The following is an 18,567-nucleotide window of genomic DNA, read 5'->3' on the forward strand; positions in this document are numbered from 1 at the left end:
GGAAGGGAGAACGCATGGGCTGGGGCCTGACGCTGCTCGGTGTGCTGGCGGTCGCCGCCGTGGCGGGCCTGCGACTTCTGGCGCTGTCGGCCGGCGGCGGCGACGGGCTCGAGATCGCGTTCGAGCTGGGGCTGATCGGCCTCGTCGTCTACTTCGCGCTGGCGGCGTACGCCGAGGCGAGGCGCAAGCGGCGCGGGCGGGAGGACGATTTCATCGTCGAGTAGGCGCGCTTGCGCCGAACTGGCCCGCCCGCGGCGAAACCGCTATCCTAGCGCCCCATGTCCGCCGTCCCCGCCGATCCCGCCCTCGAATCCGCCCACGGCGTCGCCGCGGGTCCGGTCGAGCCTGCCGCCGCGTCCGGGGGCGCCGAGCCGATCGCGCTGCTGTTCGGCCAGCCGGTACTCGACCTGCCGCACGACCTGTTCATCCCGCCCGACGCGCTCAAGGTCTTCCTCGACAGCTTCGAGGGGCCGCTCGACCTCCTGCTCTACCTGATCCGCAAGCAGAACCTCAACGTGCTCGACATCCCGATGGCGACCATCACGCGCCAGTACCTCGGCTATATCGACGCGATGCAGGCCGAGCGGCTCGAGCTCGCCGCCGAGTACCTGCTGATGGCGGCCTTGCTGATCGAGATCAAGTCGCGGCTCTTGCTGCCGCGCCCGCCGAAGGACGACGACGGCGAGCCGGACGACCCGCGCGCCGAGCTGGTGCGCCGGCTGCTCGAATACGAGCAGATCAAGCTGGCGGCGCTGGAACTGGACAAGATGCCGCAGGCCGACCGCGACTTCGCGTGGCTGGCGGTGCTGATCGAGCAGGGCGCCGAGGAGCGCCTGCCCGAGGTCAGCGCGGCCGACTTGCGGCAGTCTTGGATGGCGATCCTGTCGCGCGCCCGGCACACGCGCCACCACAAGGTCGAGAAGGACGAGCTGTCCGTCAGGGAGCAGATGAGCTGGATCCTGCGCGTGCTGGCCGGCCGCGACTACGTCGCCTTCGAGGAGCTGTTCGAGGTCGACAAGGGCGTGCCGCACCTGGTGGTCAACTTCATCGCGGTGCTCGAACTGGTCAAGGAAGGGCTGATCCGCGTCAGCCAGGACGCCGCCTACCAGCCGATCTACGTGCGGCTGGCGACCGGCTGAGGCGGCGTCGGCGCGTCCGGCGCCGGCCGGTCGCGTCCGCCGGACGGCGATAATGTGCTGTTCGGGCAAAAAACCGTGTAAAATCCGCGCCTTCCCGCGACCTTGGCGGCGCGTCCGTGCGATCCTTTGGCTACACTGCCCTATGTCCACCATCACCGACCTCAAGTACCTGAAAACGGTCCTGGAAACCGCGCTGCTCACCGCCGGCGAACCCTTGTCGGTGCCGATGCTCAAAAGACTGTTCACCGAGGACGTCAAGGCCGCGCTGATCAACGAGATGCTCGACGAGATCCAGCGCGACTGGCGCGGCCGCGGCGGCGTGGAGTTGGTCAGGCTGGCCTCGGGCTGGCGCTTTCGCGCCCGGGCCGAGTTCAATCCCTACCTGGCGCGGCTGAACCCGGAAAAGCCGCCGCGCTATTCGCGCGCGGTGATGGAGACGCTGGCGATCATCGCCTACAAGCAGCCGGTGACGCGCGGCGACATCGAGGCGATCCGCGGCGTGTCGGTGTCCTCGAGCGTGATGCAAAGCCTGAACGACCGCGGCTGGATCGAGGTGATCGGCCACAAGGACGTGCCGGGCCGCCCCGGTCTGTACGCGACCACGCGCAAGTTTCTCGACGACCTGGGCCTCAACTCGCTCAGGGACCTGCCGCCGCTGGCGGAACTGGGCACGCTGGTCGTGCCCCAAGCGGACGAGCCGCCGCTCGACCTGGTCGAACAGGCTGAGCGGGCCGACGACGAAGCGGCCCGCGCCTACGCGGCCGATACCGATACAGAACAGGAAAGTTATGTCTAAGAACAAAAGTCAGCACGCGCGCCAGCCGGTGTCGCGGGTGACCCGCAATCAACCGTCCGCCCCGCGTTCGCAGGCCAAGAGCCCGATCAAGCCGGTCGGCCAGGGCGCCGCGCCGTTCGCGCGCGACGACAACAAGCGCTTCGGCAAGCCCGGCAACGCGCCGCGCGGCCGCTTCGACGAGCGCCGCGACGACGCGCCGTTCGCGCGCGACGACAAGCCGCGCTTCGGCAAGTCCGGCAACGCGCCGCGCGGCCGCTTCGACGAGCGCCGCGACGATGCGCCGTTCGCGCGCGACGACAAGCCCTCCGGCTTCGGCGAGGCGCGCGACTTCGGCAAGGGCAAGAAGGCCGCGCCGGTGCAGCGCGCCAAGAAGCTCGCGCTGCGCGGCATGTCGCACGATGTGCAGCTGCGCGCCAAGCAGTTGCGCGAAACGCGCGTGAAGATCGACGAGATCGCGCCGGTGCGGCTGCAGAAGGCGCTCGCCAACTCGGGCGTCGGTTCGCGTCGCGCGATGGAGGAACTGATCGAGGCCGGCCAGGTGCGCGTCAACGGCAAGGTGGCGACGCTGGGCGACCATGTCGGCCCGCACGACAAGGTGCTGGTGCAGGGCAACCCGATCAAGCTCAAGTGGCCCGACCGTCTGCCGCGCATCATCATCTACCACAAGCAGGAAGGCGAGATCGTGTCGCGCGACGACCCGGAAGGCCGCGTCAGCGTCTTCGACCGTCTGCCGCAGGCCAAGAGCAGCCGCTGGGTGACCGTCGGCCGCCTCGACGTCAATACCTCGGGTCTGCTGATCATCACCACCAGCGGCGAGCTGGTGAACCGTCTCGCGCACCCGAGCTTCGAGGCCGAGCGCGAGTACGCGGTGCGCGTGCTCGGCGAGCTGTCCGACGAGCAGAAGAAGGCGCTGACCACCGAGGTGTTGCTCGACGACGGCCCGGCGCGCTTCGACCGCCTGATCGACCAGGGCGGCGAGGGCAAGAACCATTGGTACCGCGTGGTGATCAAGGAAGGCCGCAACCGCGAGGTACGCCGCATGTTCGAGGGCTACGGCCTGACCGTCAGCCGCCTGATGCGCCTGCGCTTCGGCCCGATCGGCCTGCCTGCACGCCTCAAGCGCGGCCAGTTCTACGAGCTCAACGAGCTCGAGGTTGCCAACGTGATGAAGTGGGCCGGCCTGACGGTGACCGGCCAGCTCAAGCCGGCCAAGCCGGCGCGCTGAGTCCGCGCGAGGGGGAACGATGAGCAAGGCGTTCACCAGGGAAAGCGACGATCTCGACGACGAGCTGCCGGCCGAGCAGCGCCTGCCGGCGGCGACGCGCAACTATCTGACCCCGGCCGGCTGGCAGCGGATGAAGGACGAGCTCTACCACCTCGTCAACCGCGAGCGGCCCGAGGTGGTGCAGGTAGTCAACTGGGCGGCGTCCAACGGCGACCGTTCGGAGAACGGCGACTACCTGTACGGCAAGCGCCGGCTGCGCGAGATCGACCGCCGTATCCGCTTCCTGACCAAGCGGCTCGAGATCGCCGAGGTCGTCGACCCCGAGACGCGCGAGGCGACCGAGCAGGTGTTCTTCGGCGCGACGGTGACGGTGCTGCGCGGCGACGGCGCCGAGCAGGCGCTGGCCATCGTCGGCGTCGACGAGATCGACCTGCCGCGCGGCCGCATCAGCTGGATCTCGCCGATCGCGCGTGCGCTGATCAAGGCCCGCGAGGGCGACACCGTGCTGTTCCGCGGTCCCGACGGCGTCGAGGAGATCGAGATCCTCGAAGTGCGCTACGAACGCATCGAGTAAGCTCCCCCCTGCGTCGGGCGACGACAAGTCACCAAAAGCTTGGCCGAGCGGTTTGCTCGGCCAAGCTTTTTGCATTCCGTCGCGAGGGGGGGTGCGGCCGCCTCAATCGTGCCCTTCGCGCAGCGCGCGCGCGACGCGGTAGCAGTGCTCGATGTGGGTGTGGCCGAGGTAGACCATCGCGCCGTAGCTGAGGCCGGCCGCCGCCGCCTGGCCGAGCACCGGCACGAAGCGCGCGACCTGTTTCACCGTCAGCCGCACGCCGACCTTCTTCAGCACCGTCAGCAGCAATTCCTGCGTCACCACGCGGCCGATCAGCAGGCTGCCGGCCTTTTTGACCACGCCGTAGACCAGCGCCTGCTTTTCCAGCGGCAGGCCGTCGATCTGCTGCGGCGTCAGCCCGAAGCGCAGGGTGATCGCCGGGATCAGTTCCATCAGCAGCGTCAGGTCGGTCGCGACGTCGACGCCGGGCAGCGGCACGACGGCGACCGACGCCGACAGCGCCGCGCGGCGGCGCACCATCGCGCGGCATTCGGCGCGCAGCGCGTCGAGGTCGGGCAGGGGGGCGGGGACGTTCATGCGCCGTCCCCGTCGTCGCGCGGCGACAGCGCGTGGTTGAACGCGAGCCAGCCGCCGGCCGCGTCGAGGCCGGCGCGCGCGAGCGCGCCTTCCAGCAGCCGCGCCTGCTCGCGGTACAGCGTCGCCTCCAGCCGCGCGCCCTCGGCGCTCAGGTAGAGCCGCTTCATGCGCTTGTCGACGGCGTCGGCGACGGCGTCGACCAGCCCCATCTCGATCAGCTGCCGCAGCGGCGTGTTCAGCGCCTGCTTGGAGACGCCGAGCTTGGCGAGCAGGCCCTTGACCGACAGGCCGGGCTCGCGCGCGATGAAGAACAACACGCGGTGGTGTACGCGCGCCAGGCCGCGCCGCTCGAGGATGGCGTCGGGCCGGGCGGTGAAGGCCTGGTAGGCGAAGAAGAAGTGTTCCATCGCCGCGCGCAGGTCGCTGTCGTCGCACGGCGGCGGGCTATTTACGTCAATCATGTTGACTCTGTTCCGTGTTTGGGCGATCTTTTAGGTCAATAATCATGACCTATATGGAGGGTAGCATGTTTTCCGAGCGCATCCAGCGTCTGTCCGGCTCCTTGATCCGCGAGATCCTCGCCGCCGCGCAGCGGCCCGGGGTGATCTCCTTCGCCGGCGGTCTGCCGGCGGCCGACAGGCTGCCCGAGCTGGACTGGCACGCCGCGCCGCGCGCGCTGGCCCAGTATGGCACGAGCGAGGGCGAGCCGGGGCTGCGCGCCAAACTGGCCGCGCAGGTGTCCGCGCTCGGCTTGCCGTGCGCGGCCGAGCAGGTGCTGGTGCTGACCGGCTCGCAGCAGACGCTCGACCTGGCCGCCAAGCTGTTCGTCGACCCGGGCACGCCGGTTCTGGTCGAGCAGCCGACCTATCTGGCGGCGCTGCAGGTGTTCCGCTTGTTCGGCGCCGACTGCCTCGGCGTGCCGTTGACGCCGCGTGGCATCGATCTGGCCGCCTTCGAGGCAAGGCTGCAGGCGCGCCGGCCGGCGCTGGCCTACCTGATCCCGACCTTCCAGAATCCGTCCGGCGCGCGCTACGACGAGGCGACGCGCGACGCGGTCGCCGCGCTGCTCGACCGCTACGAGGTGCCGCTGCTAGAGGACGAGCCTTACCGCGAGCTGTCGTTCGACGGCAAAACGGCGACGCCGATCGCCGCGCGGCTGAACAAGGCGCCGTGGATCTACACCGGCACGCTGTCCAAGGTGCTGGCGCCGGGGCTGCGCGACGCCTTCCTGGTCGCCTCGCCCGAGCTGTTTCCCTATCTCGTCAAGCTCAAGCAGGCGGCCGACCTGCACAGCTGCCGCCACGCGCAGTGGCAGGCCGAGCAGTGGCTCGGCAGCGAGAGGTTGGCCGAGCATGTCGACGGGCTGATCGGCTTCTACCGCGGGCGACGCGACGCGATGCAGGCCGCGCTCGAGCGCCACTTCGCCGAGCTGGCCGACTGGAACACGCCCGAAGGCGGGCTGTTCTTCTGGCTGCGGCTCAAGCGCCGCGTCGACACCCGCACGCTGCTTCCCGCGGCGCTGGAGGCCGACGTCGCCTTCATGCCGGGCGAACCCTTCTTCGCCGAACCCGACGATGGCATCGGCCATCTGCGGCTCAACTTCAGCCACGCGCCGGATGCGCGCATCGACGAGGGAATCGCGCGGCTGGCCGCCATCCTGCGCGCCGCCGGCGCCTGAGCGCGGACGGCTCGGCCAACGTTGGCCGAGCGTCGACATGAAAAAGCCCGGCGCAGGGCCGGGCTGTTGGCGGGACGGGCCGGCTCAGGACGGCTGGCCGGCGGCCTCCTCCTCGAGCATGGTGACGCCTTCGAGGCCGGAGCGGAACACCGCCTGCTGCAGCGTCTCGATCGCCTTTTTGCGCGAGAACTGCTTGCGGGTCACCAGCATCACGCGGCGCAGCGGCGTCGGGTCGGCGAACGGCACCACCGAGAACAGCGCGGCGTCGTTCGCGCCGACCGAGGTGGTCGGCAGCACGGTGATGCCCATGCCGCTGGCGACCATGTGGCGGATGGTGTTCAGCGAGCTGCCCTGCAGCATGCCGGCGAGGCCGCCGTGCTGCGCCTGGCGGCTGGCCAGCTCGCTGCACGAGGCGAGCACCTGGTCGCGGAAGCAGTTGCCCTGGGTCAGGAGCAGCACGCTCTCGCCCTCGTCGCCGAGCTCCTGCGCCTTCACCGCGGCGCGCTTTTCCCACGGGTGGCCCTTGGGCGTCGCAACCACGAAGGGTTCGTCGTACAGCGGGTAGGCGAGCGTGCCGGGCTCGTCGAACGGGTCGGCGACGATGATCGCGTCGACCTCGCCGCGCTTGAGCATCTCGGCCAACCTCGCGGTGTAGTTCTCCTCGAGGTAGAGCGGCATGTCCGGCGCCAGCACCCTGAGCGCCGGGATCAGCTTGGGCAATAGGTACGGTCCGATGGTGAAGATCACGCCGAGCTTCAAGGGGCCGACCAGTTCGTTCTGGTGCTCGCCGGCCAGCCGCTTGATCGCGTCGGCCTCCTCGAGCACGCGCTGCGCCTGCTCGACGATGCGCTCGCCGATCTCGGTGACCGCGACCTCGGCGCCGCCGCGTTCGAACAGCATCACGCCGAGTTCGTCCTCGAGCTTCTTGATCGCGATCGACAGCGTCGGCTGGCTGACGTAGCAGCGCTGCGCGGCGCGGCCGAAGTGGCGCTCGCGCGCCACCGCGACGATGTAACGCAGTTCGGTCAGCGTCATGGTCTAGCGCTGGTTCTCCGGCAGCACGATGTTGACCTCGAGCACCTCGAAGTTGTCCTGGCGTTCGAGCTGGACCTTGATGTCCTCGTGGTTGACCTTGACGTACTTGGAGATGACCTCCATCAGCTCCTTCTGCAGCGCCGGCAGGTAGTCGGGCGCGCCGTTGCGGCCGCGTTCGTGCGCGAGGATGATCTGCAGGCGTTCGCGTGCGATGTCGGCCGTTTTCTTGCGCTTGCCGAAGAGCATGTCGATCAGGGACATGGCTTAACCTCCGAACAGTCGTTTGAGCAGCCCGACCTTGGGCGCGTCGAGGAAGCGCATCGGCCGGTCTTCGCCGAGGAAGCGCGCGACGACGTCCTTGTACGCCTCGGACACGTCGCTGCCGTTCATGTGGATCGCCGGCGTGCCGGCGTTGGACGCCTGCAGCACGGTCTGCGACTCGGGCACCACGCCCAGCAGCGGCACGCGCAGGATTTCCTTGACGTCGTCGACCGACAGCATCTCGCCCTTGTCGACGCGGCCCGGCGCGTAGCGGGTGATCAGCAGATGCTCCTTGACCGGCTCGGCGCCGTTGACGGCGCGGCGCGACTTGGACGCCAGGATGCCGAGGATGCGGTCGGAGTCGCGTACCGACGAGACCTCCGGGTTGGTGACGATCAGCGCCTCGTCGGCGAAGTGCAGCGCCATCAGCGCGCCCTTTTCGATGCCGGCCGGCGAGTCGCAGACGATGTAGTCGAAGCCCATGTCGGCCAGGTCCTTGAGCACCCGCTCGACGCCGTCCTCGGTCAGCGCGTCCTTGTCGCGCGTCTGCGAGGCCGGCAGCACGAACAGGTTGTCGCAGTGCTTGTCCTTGATCAGCGCCTGGTTGAGGCTGGCCTCCTGGTTGACGACGTTGATCAGGTCGTACACGACGCGGCGCTCGCAGCCCATGATCAGGTCGAGGTTGCGCAGGCCGACGTCGAAGTCGATCACGACGGTCTTGTGGCCGCGCAGCGCAAGCCCGGAGGCGAAGCTCGCGCTGGTAGTGGTCTTGCCCACGCCGCCCTTGCCGGACGTTACAACGATGATTCTTGCCACGTTGGTTTCCTCAGAATGCTGTTGAATACGGTCAGTCGCCCAGCGCGCTCATCACGAGCCGCTCGTTTTCCAGGTAGACCTGGGTCGGGCGGCCGGCGATGCTCGCCGGCAAAGCCTGCTCGATGGTGCGGTAGACGCCGGCGATGGACAGCAGCTCGGCCTCCATCGCCAGGGTGAAAATGCGCGCGGCGGTGTTGCCGCGCGCGCCGGCCAGCGCGCGGCCGCGCAAGTGCGAGTAGACGTGGATGCTGCCGTCGGCGATCAGCTCGGCGCCGGCGCTGACCATCGACAGCACGACGAGGTCGCCGCCGCGGGCATAGATCTGCTGGCCGGCGCGCACCGGCTTGTCGACGATCAGCGTGTTCGCCACGGGCGGCTCGGGCGCGCGCGGCGGCTCGACGGCGGCCGGCGCGGCAGGCTCGGCCAGGCGCGCGCTCGACGCCGGCGCAAAGGCGAGGCCGTAGCGGCGCGCGAGCGCGGCGAACGCCTCGTCCGGGTGGCGCAGCGCCACCACGCGCACCCCGCGGCGCGCGAACATCGGCAGCAGGCGCCCGAGGTCGAGCGCCTCGGGCTCGGGCAGCGCCTCGAGGTCGAGCACGAAGGGCTCGGGCGACTCGGTGACGGCGAAGCGGGCCTCGAGCGCCGCGTTCAGCGTGTCGGCGTCGGCGGTCTTCAGAAGGAGGGCCAGCAGGTCGAGGCTGGCGGATTTGATGTCGAAGGCGGTCGCCGTTGGGCTCATGATGGGCTAGCCGTTGGATAGATTTCTTCAATGAATATGCCGCGAGTTTAAAGCCTTGCCGGGGCGCTTTCAACGGCTGGCGGCGGCTTTGTCGCGTGCGCTATGTACGCGTGTCGCAGTGCTTCGCCAATGCCGCAGTTGCGCCGCAGCAGTTTATTGCGCAAAATTCATGACAATGCAATCTTGTGTGGTAAAAATGCCAATAAACAGAGTGGTTTAGTGAATGGTGCGATGCAAAAAACATTTGACATCGCCCGGCCGCCTACCTACCATGCGATTGTGCAATGCAACAAAGCGGTTCCGATCAGCAATCGAGTCGTGCCAAATAAGTGAGGAGTGTCAAACATGTCGATCAATCAACAAGAATTTTCCGCCCTCGGCCACGCACAACTGGACAAGGCCGTCCGTTTCTCCTCCATCCTGCTGGGCAGCGTCGAGCGCTTTGCCCAACTGCAGCTGGACCTGTCGCGCAAGCTGCTGGCCGACAACGCGCAGGCGATCAAGTCGCTGGCCGAAGTGAAGGACGCCAAGTCGCTGACCGAATGGCAGTCCGCGCAGGCGCAGCCGACCATCGACCAGGCCTTCTCGGTGGCGCGTAATGTGTACGACGCCTCGGTGGCGACCCAGAACGAAATCGCCGCCTTCCTCGAAGAGCAGGTCGCCGAGCTGAACAAGAACGTGATCGGCGGTCTGGACCGCTTCGCCAAGAACGCGCCGGCCGGCTCCGACGTCGCGGTGAACGCGGTGAAGAGCTTCATCAACACCACCAACGCCGCCTTCGAGAGCGTGTCCAAGACCGCCAAGAAGGTCGGTGCCGAGTTGGCCGAGGCCGGCGTCGAAGCCGCGACCCATTCGGCTCAGGCTGCCACCGCCGCCGTCGCGCGCAAGAAGCCGGTCGCATCCGGCGCCAACGGCGCCGCCTAAGCGGTTTTCTCGCAGGCGCTTCACCCGCCCGGGACTGGTCGTCCCCCGGCGGGTTTTTTGTCGCCTGCGCAGGGAAGGGGCGCCGGCGGCGTCCCTTTTGACGTTTGCCGACGCGCCGCCGCGAAGGGAGCCCGGCGTGAGGCGTGGGTCACAAGCCGGATGCGCGGCCCCGCGCACCGCCGATGCCGGCGACCGCGCAAGCAAGGGCGCAGCGCGCTTGGCTTGGCGCGAAGCGGGCGGGCGCGGGCGGAAAAAATCCCCGCGCAAGGGCGGGGAGGGCGGTCGGGGCCGGCGCTGAGGCGCTCACTCGTGGCGCATCTGCGGGAACAGGATGACGTCGCGGATCGACGGCGCGTCGGTCAGCAGCATCACCAGGCGGTCGATGCCGATGCCGCAGCCGCCGGTCGGCGGCATGCCGAATTCGAGCGCGCGCACGTAGTCGGCGTCGAAGTGCATCGCCTCGTCGTCGCCGGCGTCCTTCTGGGCGACTTGCGACAGGAAGCGTTCGGCCTGGTCTTCCGGGTCGTTCAGCTCGGAGTAGCCGTTGGCCAGCTCGCGGCCGACCACGAACAGCTCGAAGCGCTCGGTGATGCCTTTGTGCTGGTCGGATTCGCGCGCCAGCGGCGACACTTCGACCGGGTAGTCGACGATGAAGGTCGGGTTCCACAGCTGGCTCTCGGCGACTTCCTCGAACAGCGACAGCTGCAGGCCGCCGATGCCGTCGGTCAGCACCGGCTTGCCGCCGGCGCGCACGATCTCTTCCTTCAGCCAGGCGCGGTCGGACAGTTGCTCGTCGCTGTAGTGCGGGTTGTACTTCTTGATCGCCTCGACGATGGTCAGGCGCTCGAAGCGGGACAGGTCGACCGGCTTGCCCTGGTACTGGATGTGCAGGCTGCCGCACACCGCGCGCGCCACCGACTGGATCACGCCCTCGGTCAACTCCATCATGCGCTGGTAGTCGGCGTAGGCTTCGTAGAACTCCATCATGGTGAACTCGGGGTTGTGGCGGGTGCTCATCCCCTCGTTGCGGAAGTTGCGGTTGATCTCGAACACGCGCTCCATGCCGCCGACCACCAGGCGCTTCAGGTACAGCTCCGGCGCGATGCGCAGGTAGAGCGCCATGTCGAGCGCGTTGTGGTGGGTGACGAACGGTTTCGCGGTGGCGCCGCCCGGGATCGGGTGCATCATCGGCGTTTCGACTTCGAGGTAGCCCTCGGCGACCATGTACTCGCGCACGCCCTGCACGATCTTCGAACGCTTGACGAAGGTGTCGCGCGAGAATTCGTTGGTGATCAGGTCGAGGTAGCGCTGGCGGTACTTCTGTTCCTGGTCGGCCAGGCCGTGGAATTTCTCCGGCAGCGGACGCAAGGACTTGGACAACAGGCGCAGCTCGGTCACGTTGACCGACAGCTCGCCCTTGTTGGTCTTGAACAGCACGCCGCGCGCGGCGAGGATGTCGCCCATGTCCCAGTGCTTGAACGCCGCGTGCGTTTCGGCGCCGACCCCCTGGTCGTTGATGTAGAACTGGATGCGGCCGGTGCCGTCCTGTACGGTGGCGAAGCTTGCCTTGCCCATCACGCGCTTGAGCATCATGCGGCCGGCGACGGCGACCTCGATGTTCAGGCCTTCGAGTTCTTCCTTGCTCTTGTCGCCGAACTGGGCGATCAGGCTGCCGGCCTGGTGCTCGCGCTTGAAGTCGTTCGGGAAGGCGACGCCGGCCTCGCGGATCGCTTTGAGCTTGGCGCGGCGCTCGGCGATGATCTGGTTTTCGTCCTGTTGCGGCAGGGCCTGGTCTTGTTCAGACATGAAACACTCCGGGGTCTTTATTCTGGAATCGTGCGGTTGGCCGAGCCGGAAGGCGCGCGGCGGCGGGCTCGGCCAACGTGGTCGTCGATGGGGGAGGGGCTTAGACGCCCTGCTTGAGGCTGGCCTCGATGAAGCCGTCGAGGTCGCCGTCCATCACCGCCTTGATGTTGCCGACCTCGTGGCTGGTCCTGAGGTCCTTGATGCGGCTCTGGTCGAACACGTAGGAGCGGATCTGGTGGCCCCAGCCCACGTCGGTCTTGCTGTCCTCGAGCGCCTGCTTGGCCTCGTTGCGCTTCTTCATCTCGAGCTCGAACAGCTTGGCGCGCAGCATGTTCATCGCCTCGTCGCGGTTGCGGTGCTGCGAACGGTCGTTCTGGCACTGCACGACGATGCCGGTCGGGTTGTGCGTGATGCGCACCGCCGAGTCGGTCTTGTTGATGTGCTGGCCGCCGGCGCCGGACGCGCGGTAGGTGTCGACGCGCAGGTCGGCCGGGTTGATCTCGATCTCGATCGAGTCGTCGACCTCCGGGTAGACGAACACCGACGCGAACGAGGTGTGACGGCGCGCGTTCGAGTCGTACGGCGACACGCGCACCAGGCGGTGCACGCCGGTCTCGGTGCGCAGCATGCCGAAGGCGTACTCGCCGTCGACCTTGATCGTCGCGCTCGAGATGCCGGCGACTTCGCCCTCGGATTCCTCGAGTACCTCGACCTTGAAGCCCTTGCGCTCGGCGTAGCGCAGGTACATGCGCAGCAGCATGCCGGCCCAGTCCTGCGCCTCGGTGCCGCCGGCGCCGGCCTGGATGTCGATGAAGCAGTTGTTCGGGTCCATCGGGTGGCTGAACATGCGGCGGAACTCGAGCTGGGCGAGTTTGGCCTCGACGCTGTCAAGGTCGGCCCTGACCGCCTCGACGGTGTCGACGTCGTCCTCTTCCTTGGCCATGTCCAGCAGGTCGCGGCTGTCGGCCAGCGTCTGGCCGATGGCGTCGAGCACCAGCACCACGTCCTCGAGCTGCTTCTTCTCGCGCCCCAGTTCCTGCGCCTTCTTGGGCTCGTTCCAGATGTCCGGGTCTTCGGTCAGGCGCGAGACTTCTTCCAGCCGGTCCTTCTTGCCGGCGTAGTCAAAGATACCCCCGAATATCCTGGCTGCGCTGAGCCAGGTCGTTGAGGGTCGCGTCGATCTGGTTGAGGATTTCGGCTTCGATCATGGGGGTTCTCCAGTCTGCAATGGGGATTCGGGCGTGCCGGGCGGCTGTCGGGGCGCGGCTTGCGGGCGCGAACCGCGCCCCGACAGCGGCCGGGACAAATGCAAAAGCGCACCGCAGGGTGCGCTTTTGCGTGGCCGGCGATGCTTCGCTTAGCCGAACAGGTGCGCGACGGCGGCGCGTTCCTCTTCGAGCTCGGCGAGGGTGAAGTTCATGCGTTCACGGCTGAACTCGTCGATCTCCAGGCCCTGCACGATCTTGTACTCGCCATTTTCGCACACTACCGGGAAGCCGTACATGACGCCTTCCGGAATGCCGTAGGAGCCGTCGGACGGGATGCCCATGGTCACCCACTTGCCGTTGCTGCCCAGCACCCAGTCGCGGATGTGGTCGATCGCGGCGTTGGCGGCCGAGGCGGCCGACGACAGGCCGCGCGCCTCGATGATGGCGGCGCCGCGCTTGCCGACGGTCGGCAGGAACACGTCGCGGTTCCAGGCTTCGTCGTTGATCAGGGTCTTGACCGACTCGCCGTCGATGGTGGCGAAGCGGTAGTCGGCGTACATGGTCGGGCTGTGGTTGCCCCACACCGCCAGCTTTTCGATCGACGACACCGGCTTGCCGGTCTTGGCGGCGATCTGCGACAGCGCGCGGTTGTGGTCCAGGCGCAACATCGCGGTGAACTGGTTCGGGTTCAGATCCGGGGCCGACTTCATCGCGATCCAGGCGTTGGTGTTGGCCGGGTTGCCGACCACCAGCACCTTGACGTTGCGGGCGGCGTGGTCGTTCAGCGCCTTGCCCTGCACGGTGAAGATGGCGCCGTTGGCCTCCAAGAGGTCCTTGCGCTCCATGCCCTTGCTGCGCGGGCGGGCGCCGACGAGCAGGGCGACTTCGACGTCCTTGAACGCCACGTTCGGGTCGTCGGTCGCGATCATGCCGGCCAGGAGCGGGAAGGCGCAGTCTTCCAGTTCCATCATCACGCCTTTGACGGCGGCCTGGGCTTGCGGCAGGTCCAGGAGTTGCAGAATCACCGGCTGGTCCTTGCCGAGCATTTCACCGCTGGCAATGCGGAACAACAGGCTGTAACCGATCTGACCGGCGGCACCGGTCACTGCGACGCGTACGGGGGCTTTCATCGTGGCGTTCTCCTTTCGTGGCTGCCCTTTGGAACAACGGGATGGTGTCGTGCTGTGCGCCCGAGTGTAACACGCGTTCCGGGGGTTGTGCGGCGCGGCAAATGCGTGCGGCGGCCTAGGGTTATCCATATATGTGTCTTATATAAGACTTGGTTTACGCCCCTTGGCCGATGGTGGTAAAAAGTCCGCCATGACCAGCAACAAGCTCCGCCGCCAGCCGCTTTACGAGCAGATCAAGCAGCTGCTGCTGCGCCGTATCGCCGAAGGCGAGTGGCAGGAACACGCGGCGTTGCCCAGCGAGTGGGAGTTGGCCGAGGAGTTGTCGGTCAGCCAGGGTACCGTGCGCAAGGCGCTGACCGAGCTGGTCGGCGAGGGCGTGCTCTACCGCCACCAGGGGCGCGGCACCTTCGTCGCCGAGGCGGCCAGCGACTGGGGCGAGGCGAGGCTGCAGACCATCGGCACCCGCGCCGGTCGCCAGGAGGCGCTGATGCAGGAGCTGCTCGGTTGCTGGAAGGCGAACGCGCCGGAGGAGGTGTCGGAGCTGATGGGCTTGCGCCGCCTGGTGCCGATGATCCGGGTGCGCCAGTTGTGGCGGCTCGGCGGCCAGCCGGTGGCGCTCGACGACGTCTACCTGCCGGCCGAGCGTTTCGAAGGGCTCGAGGCGCGCTGGCTGCGGCAGGCCGGCGGCGTGTACGCCACGCTGCAGCGCCGTTTCGGCGTGCGCCCCAAGACGGTGATGGAGCAGATGCGCGTCGCGACGCTGGCGCGCGAGGAGGCCCAGCTGCTGCTGGTGACGACCGATACCCCGGCGTTGGCGGTGACCCGGCTGTCGGTTTCGATCGAGGGCGAGCCGGTCGAGTGGCGGATGCGCTACTGCCTCACCCAGCAGGTGGCCTACACCCACCTGCGCTGAAACATACATACGCAAGAAGGCGCGCGACGACGCGCCAGAACAACAGGCGGACGGCCCGCGCAGGCCGTCCCGGCGAGATCCACCGCCGGACTGTGCCGAAGGGTCGGCACGGCGGCGGCGTTGGATGACGCGGACGGGGGAGCTCGTCCGCGGCGTTCAGGCGGTTCTCTTTTTCGGCTGTCACCGGCCGGCAAAGAAAGCCGGATTCAATCGCTTGGTATTTTTTGTCCAAGGAAGCCAGTATGCAGAAGCAACGACCGAAGCACCTGGACCTGACGGTGATCAGACTGCCCTTGCCGGGCATCGTCTCGATCCTGCACCGGGTCAGTGGGGTGGCGCTGTTCCTCTCTCTCCCCTTGTTGATCTACCTTCTGGCCGGCTCGCTGAGCTCGGCCGAAGCGTTCGACAGCTACCGCGCCGTCGTCGCGCACCCGCTGATGAAGCTGGTGCTGATCGGTCTGATGTGGGCCTACCTGCATCACTTCTGTGCGGGTATCCGCTTTCTGTTCCTCGACGTGCACAAAGGGCTGGAGCTCGAAACCGCCCGCGCGACCGCCAAGGTTGTCCTCGGCGTGAGCCTGGCGCTGACCGTCGTTCTGGGGGTGTTCCTATGGTAAACCGCATCGTCGTCGGCGCCGGCTACGGCCTGCGCGACTGGGTCATGCAGCGCGTGACCGCCGTCATCATGGCGCTCTACACCGTGGCGCTGGTCCTGTTCCTGCTGACCGCCCCGTCCAGCTACGAGGCGTGGCAGTCCTTCTTCAAGAGCACCTGGGTGCAGGTGCTGACGCAGACGACCATCGTCGCGCTGCTGCTGCACGTGTGGGTCGGCATCCGCGACGTGTGGATGGACTATGTGAAGCCGGTGGGCGTGCGCCTGGCGCTGCACAGCTTCACCATCGTGTGGCTCGCGTCCTGTTTCATCTACTCGGTTAAAGTTGTGTGGGGGCTGTAATGAGCGTACCTGTTCGTCATTTCGATGCGGTAATCGTGGGGGCGGGCGGTGCGGGCATGCGCGCCGCGCTGCAACTGTCCGAGGCCGGCCTGAAGACCGCCGTGCTGTCCAAAGTGTTCCCGACCCGTTCGCACACCGTCGCCGCGCAGGGCGGCGTGTCCGCCAGCCTCGGCAACTCCGAGCCGGACCACTGGCACTGGCATATGTACGACACCGTCAAGGGGTCTGACTGGCTGGGCGACCAGGACGCGATCGAATTCATGTGCCGCGAGGCGCCGAAGGTCGTCGTCGAACTCGAACACTTCGGCATGCCGTTCGACCGCAACGCCGACGGCACCATCTACCAGCGCCCGTTCGGCGGCCACATGTCGAACTTCGGCGAGAAGCCGGTGCGCCGCGCCTGTGCCGCCGCCGACCGTACCGGCCACGCGATGCTGCACGCGCTGTACCAGCGCAACGTGCGCGCCAACACGCACTTCTTCGTCGAGTGGATGGCGCTCGACCTGATCCGCGACGCCGAAGGCCGCGTGCAGGGCGTCGTCGCGATGGAAATGGAAACCTCCGACATCGTCGTGTTCCAGGCCAAGGCCACGCTGTTTGCCACCGGCGGCGCCGGCCGCATCTACGCTTCGTCGACCAACGCCTTTATCAACACCGGCGACGGCCTGGGCATGGCGGCGCGCGCCGGCATTCCGCTCGAAGACATGGAATTCTGGCAGTTCCACCCGACCGGCGTGGCCGGCGCGGGCGTGCTGATCACCGAGGGCGTGCGCGGCGAAGGCGGCATCCTGCGCAACGCGCAGGGCGAGCGCTTCATGGAGCGCTACGCGCCGAACGCCAAGGACCTCGCGTCGCGCGACGTGGTGTCGCGCGCGATGGTGACCGAGATCAACGAAGGTCGCGGCTGCGGCCCGAACAAGGACCATGTGCTGCTCGACATCACCCACCTCGACCCCGAGGTGATCAAGTCCAAGCTGCCGGGCATCCGCGAGATCTCGATCAAGTTCGCCGGCGTCGACCCGATTCAGGCGCCGATCCCGGTCGTGCCGACCTGCCACTACCAGATGGGCGGCATTCCGACCAACTACAAGGGCGAGGTCGTGGTGCCGAAGGACGGCGACCACAAGGCGGTCGTGCCGGGCTTCTACGCCGCCGGCGAGGTCGCGTGCGCGTCGGTGCACGGCGCCAACCGCCTCGGTACCAACTCGCTGCTCGACCTCTTGGTCTTCGGCAAGAGCTCGGCCAACTCGATGATCGAGTTCATCAAGAGCGAGCCGGCCGAGCTGCCGGAACTGGCGATGGCCGACGTCGAGCGCTCGATCGCCCGCGTCAAGCGCCTCGACGAGCAGAAGAACGGCACCAACGTGCACGAGGCGCGCAGCGCCATGCAGCGCGTGATGCAGAACCACTGCGGCGTGTTCCGTTTCAAGGACATGTTGGCCGAGGGCGTCGACAAGATCCTCGAGGTCGAGAAGATGGTCAAGCGCTGCGAGATCGCCGACAAGTCGAAGGTGTTCAACACCGCGCGCGTCGAGGCGCTCGAGCTCGAGAACCTGATCGAAGTCGCCAAGGCGACCATGATCTCGGCCAACGCGCGCACCGAGTCGCGCGGCGCCCACGTGCGCGACGACGCGCCGGACACCCCGGAAACCCCGAACGGCCGCGACGACAAGAACTGGCTGAAGCACACCCTCTGGCACCGTGACGGCAACCGCCTCGAATACAAGCCGGTCAACCTGACCCCGCTGACCGTCGAGACGATCGCCCTCAAGACCCGCTCCTACTAAGGGGAACGACGATGACGACCCAAACGATCCAGTTCCGCGTCTACCGCTACGACCCGGACAAGGACGCCAAACCCTATATGCAGGACATCAGCGTCGAGGTCGACTCGACCGATCGCAAACTGCTCGACGCGCTGGTGAAGCTGAAGGTGAAGGACGAGACCGTGTCGTTCCGCCGTTCCTGCCGCGAAGGCGTGTGCGGTTCCGACGCGATGAACATCAACGGCAAGAACGGTCTGGCCTGCCTGACCGACCTGAAAGACCTGAAGCAGCCGATCGAGCTGCGTCCGATCCCGGGCCTGCCGGTGATCCGCGACCTGATCGTCGACATGACGCAGTTTTTCAAGCAGTACCACTCGATCAAGCCCTACGTGGTCAACGACACGCCGCCGCCCGAGAAGGAGCGCCTGCAGTCGCCGGAAGACCGCAAGGAGCTCGATGGTCTGTATGAGTGTATCCTTTGCGCGTGCTGTTCGACTTCCTGCCCCTCGTTCTGGTGGAACCCCGACAAGTTTGTCGGTCCGGCCGGCCTGCTGGCCGCGTACCGCTTCATCGCGGATACCCGCGACACCGCCACCAACGAGCGTCTGGACAACCTGGAAGACCCGTACCGTCTGTTCCGCTGCCACACCATCATGAACTGTGTGGACGTCTGCCCGAAGCACCTGAACCCGACTCGTGCGATCGGCAAGATCAAGGACCTGATGGTCAAGCGTGCGGTATGAACGAGTTCGATCCCGTTGAACTCAAGCGGATTCGCTGGCGCTCGCGTAGGGGCCTGCTCGAGCTGGATCTGGTGCTGACGAAATTCCTCGCGCAGCACTTCGATTCGCTCACGCCAGCGGAACTTGACGCCTACCGGCGCCTGCTCGACCTGCCCGACACCGACTTCCTCGACGTCGTCAACGGCAAGGCCGAGATCGACGACCCGGAGCTGGCGGGCATCGTCGAGATCCTGCGCGGTCTGTAGGCGGCAGGGTGCGGACACGCACACACCATTACAAAGAC

22 protein-coding genes are annotated in these 18,567 nt (G+C 67.3%); 13 read left to right on the forward strand and 9 right to left on the reverse strand.

Annotation, left to right across the window (positions count from 1 at the left end; genetic code table 11):
* The first annotated feature begins 14 nt into the window (after positions 1 to 14).
* The 5 genes from EV683_RS00840 to greB all read left to right on the forward strand — a co-directional run bounded on the left by EV683_RS00840 (position 15) and on the right by greB (position 3,734).
* Positions 15 to 224, forward strand: a complete 210-nt coding sequence (locus EV683_RS00840) for a hypothetical protein (RefSeq protein ID WP_131861350.1) — start codon at positions 15 to 17, stop codon at positions 222 to 224.
* 54 nt (positions 225 to 278) lie between these two features.
* Positions 279 to 1,139: a segregation and condensation protein A gene (locus EV683_RS00845; RefSeq protein ID WP_131861352.1), complete on the forward strand. Its 861-nt coding sequence runs from the start codon at positions 279 to 281 to the stop codon at positions 1,137 to 1,139.
* A 142-nt stretch (positions 1,140 to 1,281) separates the two neighbouring features.
* Positions 1,282 to 1,935, forward strand: coding sequence for an SMC-Scp complex subunit ScpB (scpB, locus tag EV683_RS00850; RefSeq protein WP_066612586.1), 654 nt, complete (start codon positions 1,282 to 1,284; stop codon positions 1,933 to 1,935).
* Positions 1,928 to 3,160: a pseudouridine synthase gene (locus EV683_RS00855; RefSeq protein ID WP_131861354.1), complete on the forward strand. Its 1,233-nt coding sequence runs from the start codon at positions 1,928 to 1,930 to the stop codon at positions 3,158 to 3,160. The genes scpB and EV683_RS00855 overlap by 8 nt, the downstream gene beginning before the upstream one ends.
* Positions 3,161 to 3,179: 19 nt before the next feature.
* Positions 3,180 to 3,734 (forward strand): transcription elongation factor GreB, encoded by a 555-nt coding sequence (greB, locus tag EV683_RS00860; protein ID WP_131861356.1) that lies wholly within the window; start codon positions 3,180 to 3,182, stop codon positions 3,732 to 3,734.
* 102 nt (positions 3,735 to 3,836) lie between these two features.
* On the opposite strand, the gene EV683_RS00865 is transcribed toward greB, so the two are convergent.
* Together EV683_RS00865 and EV683_RS00870 are read right to left on the reverse strand one after the other, a co-directional pair.
* Complete coding sequence (locus EV683_RS00865; protein ID WP_131861358.1) at positions 3,837 to 4,310, reverse strand: hypothetical protein; 474 nt, start codon at positions 4,308 to 4,310, stop codon at positions 3,837 to 3,839.
* Complete coding sequence (locus tag EV683_RS00870) at positions 4,307 to 4,771, reverse strand: MarR family winged helix-turn-helix transcriptional regulator (protein ID WP_131861360.1); 465 nt, start codon at positions 4,769 to 4,771, stop codon at positions 4,307 to 4,309. The genes EV683_RS00865 and EV683_RS00870 overlap by 4 nt, the downstream gene beginning before the upstream one ends.
* Before the next feature lie 44 nt (positions 4,772 to 4,815).
* Here EV683_RS00870 and EV683_RS00875 point away from each other — a divergent pair, with 44 nt between their 5' ends.
* Positions 4,816 to 5,988, forward strand: coding sequence for an aminotransferase-like domain-containing protein (locus EV683_RS00875; protein WP_243694690.1), 1,173 nt, complete (start codon positions 4,816 to 4,818; stop codon positions 5,986 to 5,988).
* An 84-nt stretch (positions 5,989 to 6,072) separates the two neighbouring features.
* On the opposite strand, the gene EV683_RS00880 is transcribed toward EV683_RS00875, so the two are convergent.
* From EV683_RS00880 to minC, 4 genes are read right to left on the reverse strand one after another with little or no spacing between them, the layout of a single operon-like run.
* Positions 6,073 to 7,023 carry a LysR substrate-binding domain-containing protein gene (locus tag EV683_RS00880; protein WP_066612599.1) on the reverse strand — a complete coding sequence of 317 codons (951 nt, stop codon included), beginning with the start codon at positions 7,021 to 7,023 and terminating at the stop codon, positions 6,073 to 6,075.
* 3 nt (positions 7,024 to 7,026) lie between these two features.
* On the reverse strand, positions 7,027 to 7,284 hold the full coding sequence (gene minE, locus EV683_RS00885; RefSeq protein ID WP_066612603.1) for a cell division topological specificity factor MinE: 258 nt from the start codon (positions 7,282 to 7,284) through the stop codon (positions 7,027 to 7,029).
* A gap of 3 nt (positions 7,285 to 7,287) precedes the next feature.
* The gene (gene minD / locus EV683_RS00890; RefSeq protein WP_066612605.1) at positions 7,288 to 8,100 is read right to left on the reverse strand and encodes a septum site-determining protein MinD; all 813 of its coding nucleotides are present in this window, start codon (positions 8,098 to 8,100) and stop codon (positions 7,288 to 7,290) included.
* 31 nt (positions 8,101 to 8,131) lie between these two features.
* Positions 8,132 to 8,839, reverse strand: coding sequence for a septum site-determining protein MinC (minC, locus tag EV683_RS00895; RefSeq protein ID WP_131861364.1), 708 nt, complete (start codon positions 8,837 to 8,839; stop codon positions 8,132 to 8,134).
* A gap of 345 nt (positions 8,840 to 9,184) precedes the next feature.
* Here minC and EV683_RS00900 point away from each other — a divergent pair, with 345 nt between their 5' ends.
* Complete coding sequence (locus EV683_RS00900; RefSeq protein WP_066612608.1) at positions 9,185 to 9,763, forward strand: phasin family protein; 579 nt, start codon at positions 9,185 to 9,187, stop codon at positions 9,761 to 9,763.
* A gap of 303 nt (positions 9,764 to 10,066) precedes the next feature.
* Here EV683_RS00900 and lysS read toward each other — a convergent pair whose 3' ends face one another.
* The 3 genes from lysS to EV683_RS00915 form a co-directional block, all read right to left on the reverse strand.
* Complete coding sequence (gene lysS / locus EV683_RS00905; protein WP_131861366.1) at positions 10,067 to 11,569, reverse strand: lysine--tRNA ligase; 1,503 nt, start codon at positions 11,567 to 11,569, stop codon at positions 10,067 to 10,069.
* Between the two features lie 100 nt (positions 11,570 to 11,669).
* Positions 11,670 to 12,774 (reverse strand): peptide chain release factor 2 gene (gene prfB, locus EV683_RS00910; protein ID WP_131861489.1). Its coding sequence is split into 2 segments (ribosomal slippage): positions 11,670 to 12,692 and positions 12,694 to 12,774, totalling 1,104 coding nucleotides; the frame shifts between segments, so codons are not numbered across the junction.
* Positions 12,775 to 12,926: 152 nt separating this feature from the next.
* Positions 12,927 to 13,907, reverse strand: coding sequence for a malate dehydrogenase (locus tag EV683_RS00915; RefSeq protein ID WP_066612619.1), 981 nt, complete (start codon positions 13,905 to 13,907; stop codon positions 12,927 to 12,929).
* Between the two features lie 190 nt (positions 13,908 to 14,097).
* Here EV683_RS00915 and EV683_RS00920 point away from each other — a divergent pair, with 190 nt between their 5' ends.
* The 6 genes from EV683_RS00920 (at position 14,098) to EV683_RS00945 (ending at position 18,529) form a co-directional block, all read left to right on the forward strand.
* Positions 14,098 to 14,820, forward strand: coding sequence for a GntR family transcriptional regulator (locus tag EV683_RS00920; RefSeq protein ID WP_131861368.1), 723 nt, complete (start codon positions 14,098 to 14,100; stop codon positions 14,818 to 14,820).
* A 242-nt stretch (positions 14,821 to 15,062) separates the two neighbouring features.
* Positions 15,063 to 15,437, forward strand: a complete 375-nt coding sequence (sdhC, locus tag EV683_RS00925; RefSeq protein WP_131861370.1) for a succinate dehydrogenase, cytochrome b556 subunit — start codon at positions 15,063 to 15,065, stop codon at positions 15,435 to 15,437.
* The gene (gene sdhD / locus EV683_RS00930; protein ID WP_066612629.1) at positions 15,431 to 15,775 is read left to right on the forward strand and encodes a succinate dehydrogenase, hydrophobic membrane anchor protein; all 345 of its coding nucleotides are present in this window, start codon (positions 15,431 to 15,433) and stop codon (positions 15,773 to 15,775) included. Before sdhC ends, sdhD begins: the two co-directional genes overlap by 7 nt.
* Complete coding sequence (gene sdhA, locus EV683_RS00935) at positions 15,775 to 17,562, forward strand: succinate dehydrogenase flavoprotein subunit (RefSeq protein WP_066612631.1); 1,788 nt, start codon at positions 15,775 to 15,777, stop codon at positions 17,560 to 17,562. Before sdhD ends, sdhA begins: the two co-directional genes overlap by 1 nt.
* Positions 17,563 to 17,573: 11 nt before the next feature.
* Positions 17,574 to 18,284: a succinate dehydrogenase iron-sulfur subunit gene (locus EV683_RS00940; RefSeq protein ID WP_066612632.1), complete on the forward strand. Its 711-nt coding sequence runs from the start codon at positions 17,574 to 17,576 to the stop codon at positions 18,282 to 18,284.
* Positions 18,281 to 18,529 (forward strand): FAD assembly factor SdhE, encoded by a 249-nt coding sequence (locus tag EV683_RS00945; RefSeq protein WP_066612633.1) that lies wholly within the window; start codon positions 18,281 to 18,283, stop codon positions 18,527 to 18,529. Before EV683_RS00940 ends, EV683_RS00945 begins: the two co-directional genes overlap by 4 nt.
* Positions 18,530 to 18,567 lie beyond the last annotated feature (38 nt).

The sequence above is a fragment of the Crenobacter luteus genome, from assembly GCF_004345725.1.
Lineage (GTDB): Bacteria > Pseudomonadota > Gammaproteobacteria > Burkholderiales > Chromobacteriaceae > Crenobacter > Crenobacter luteus.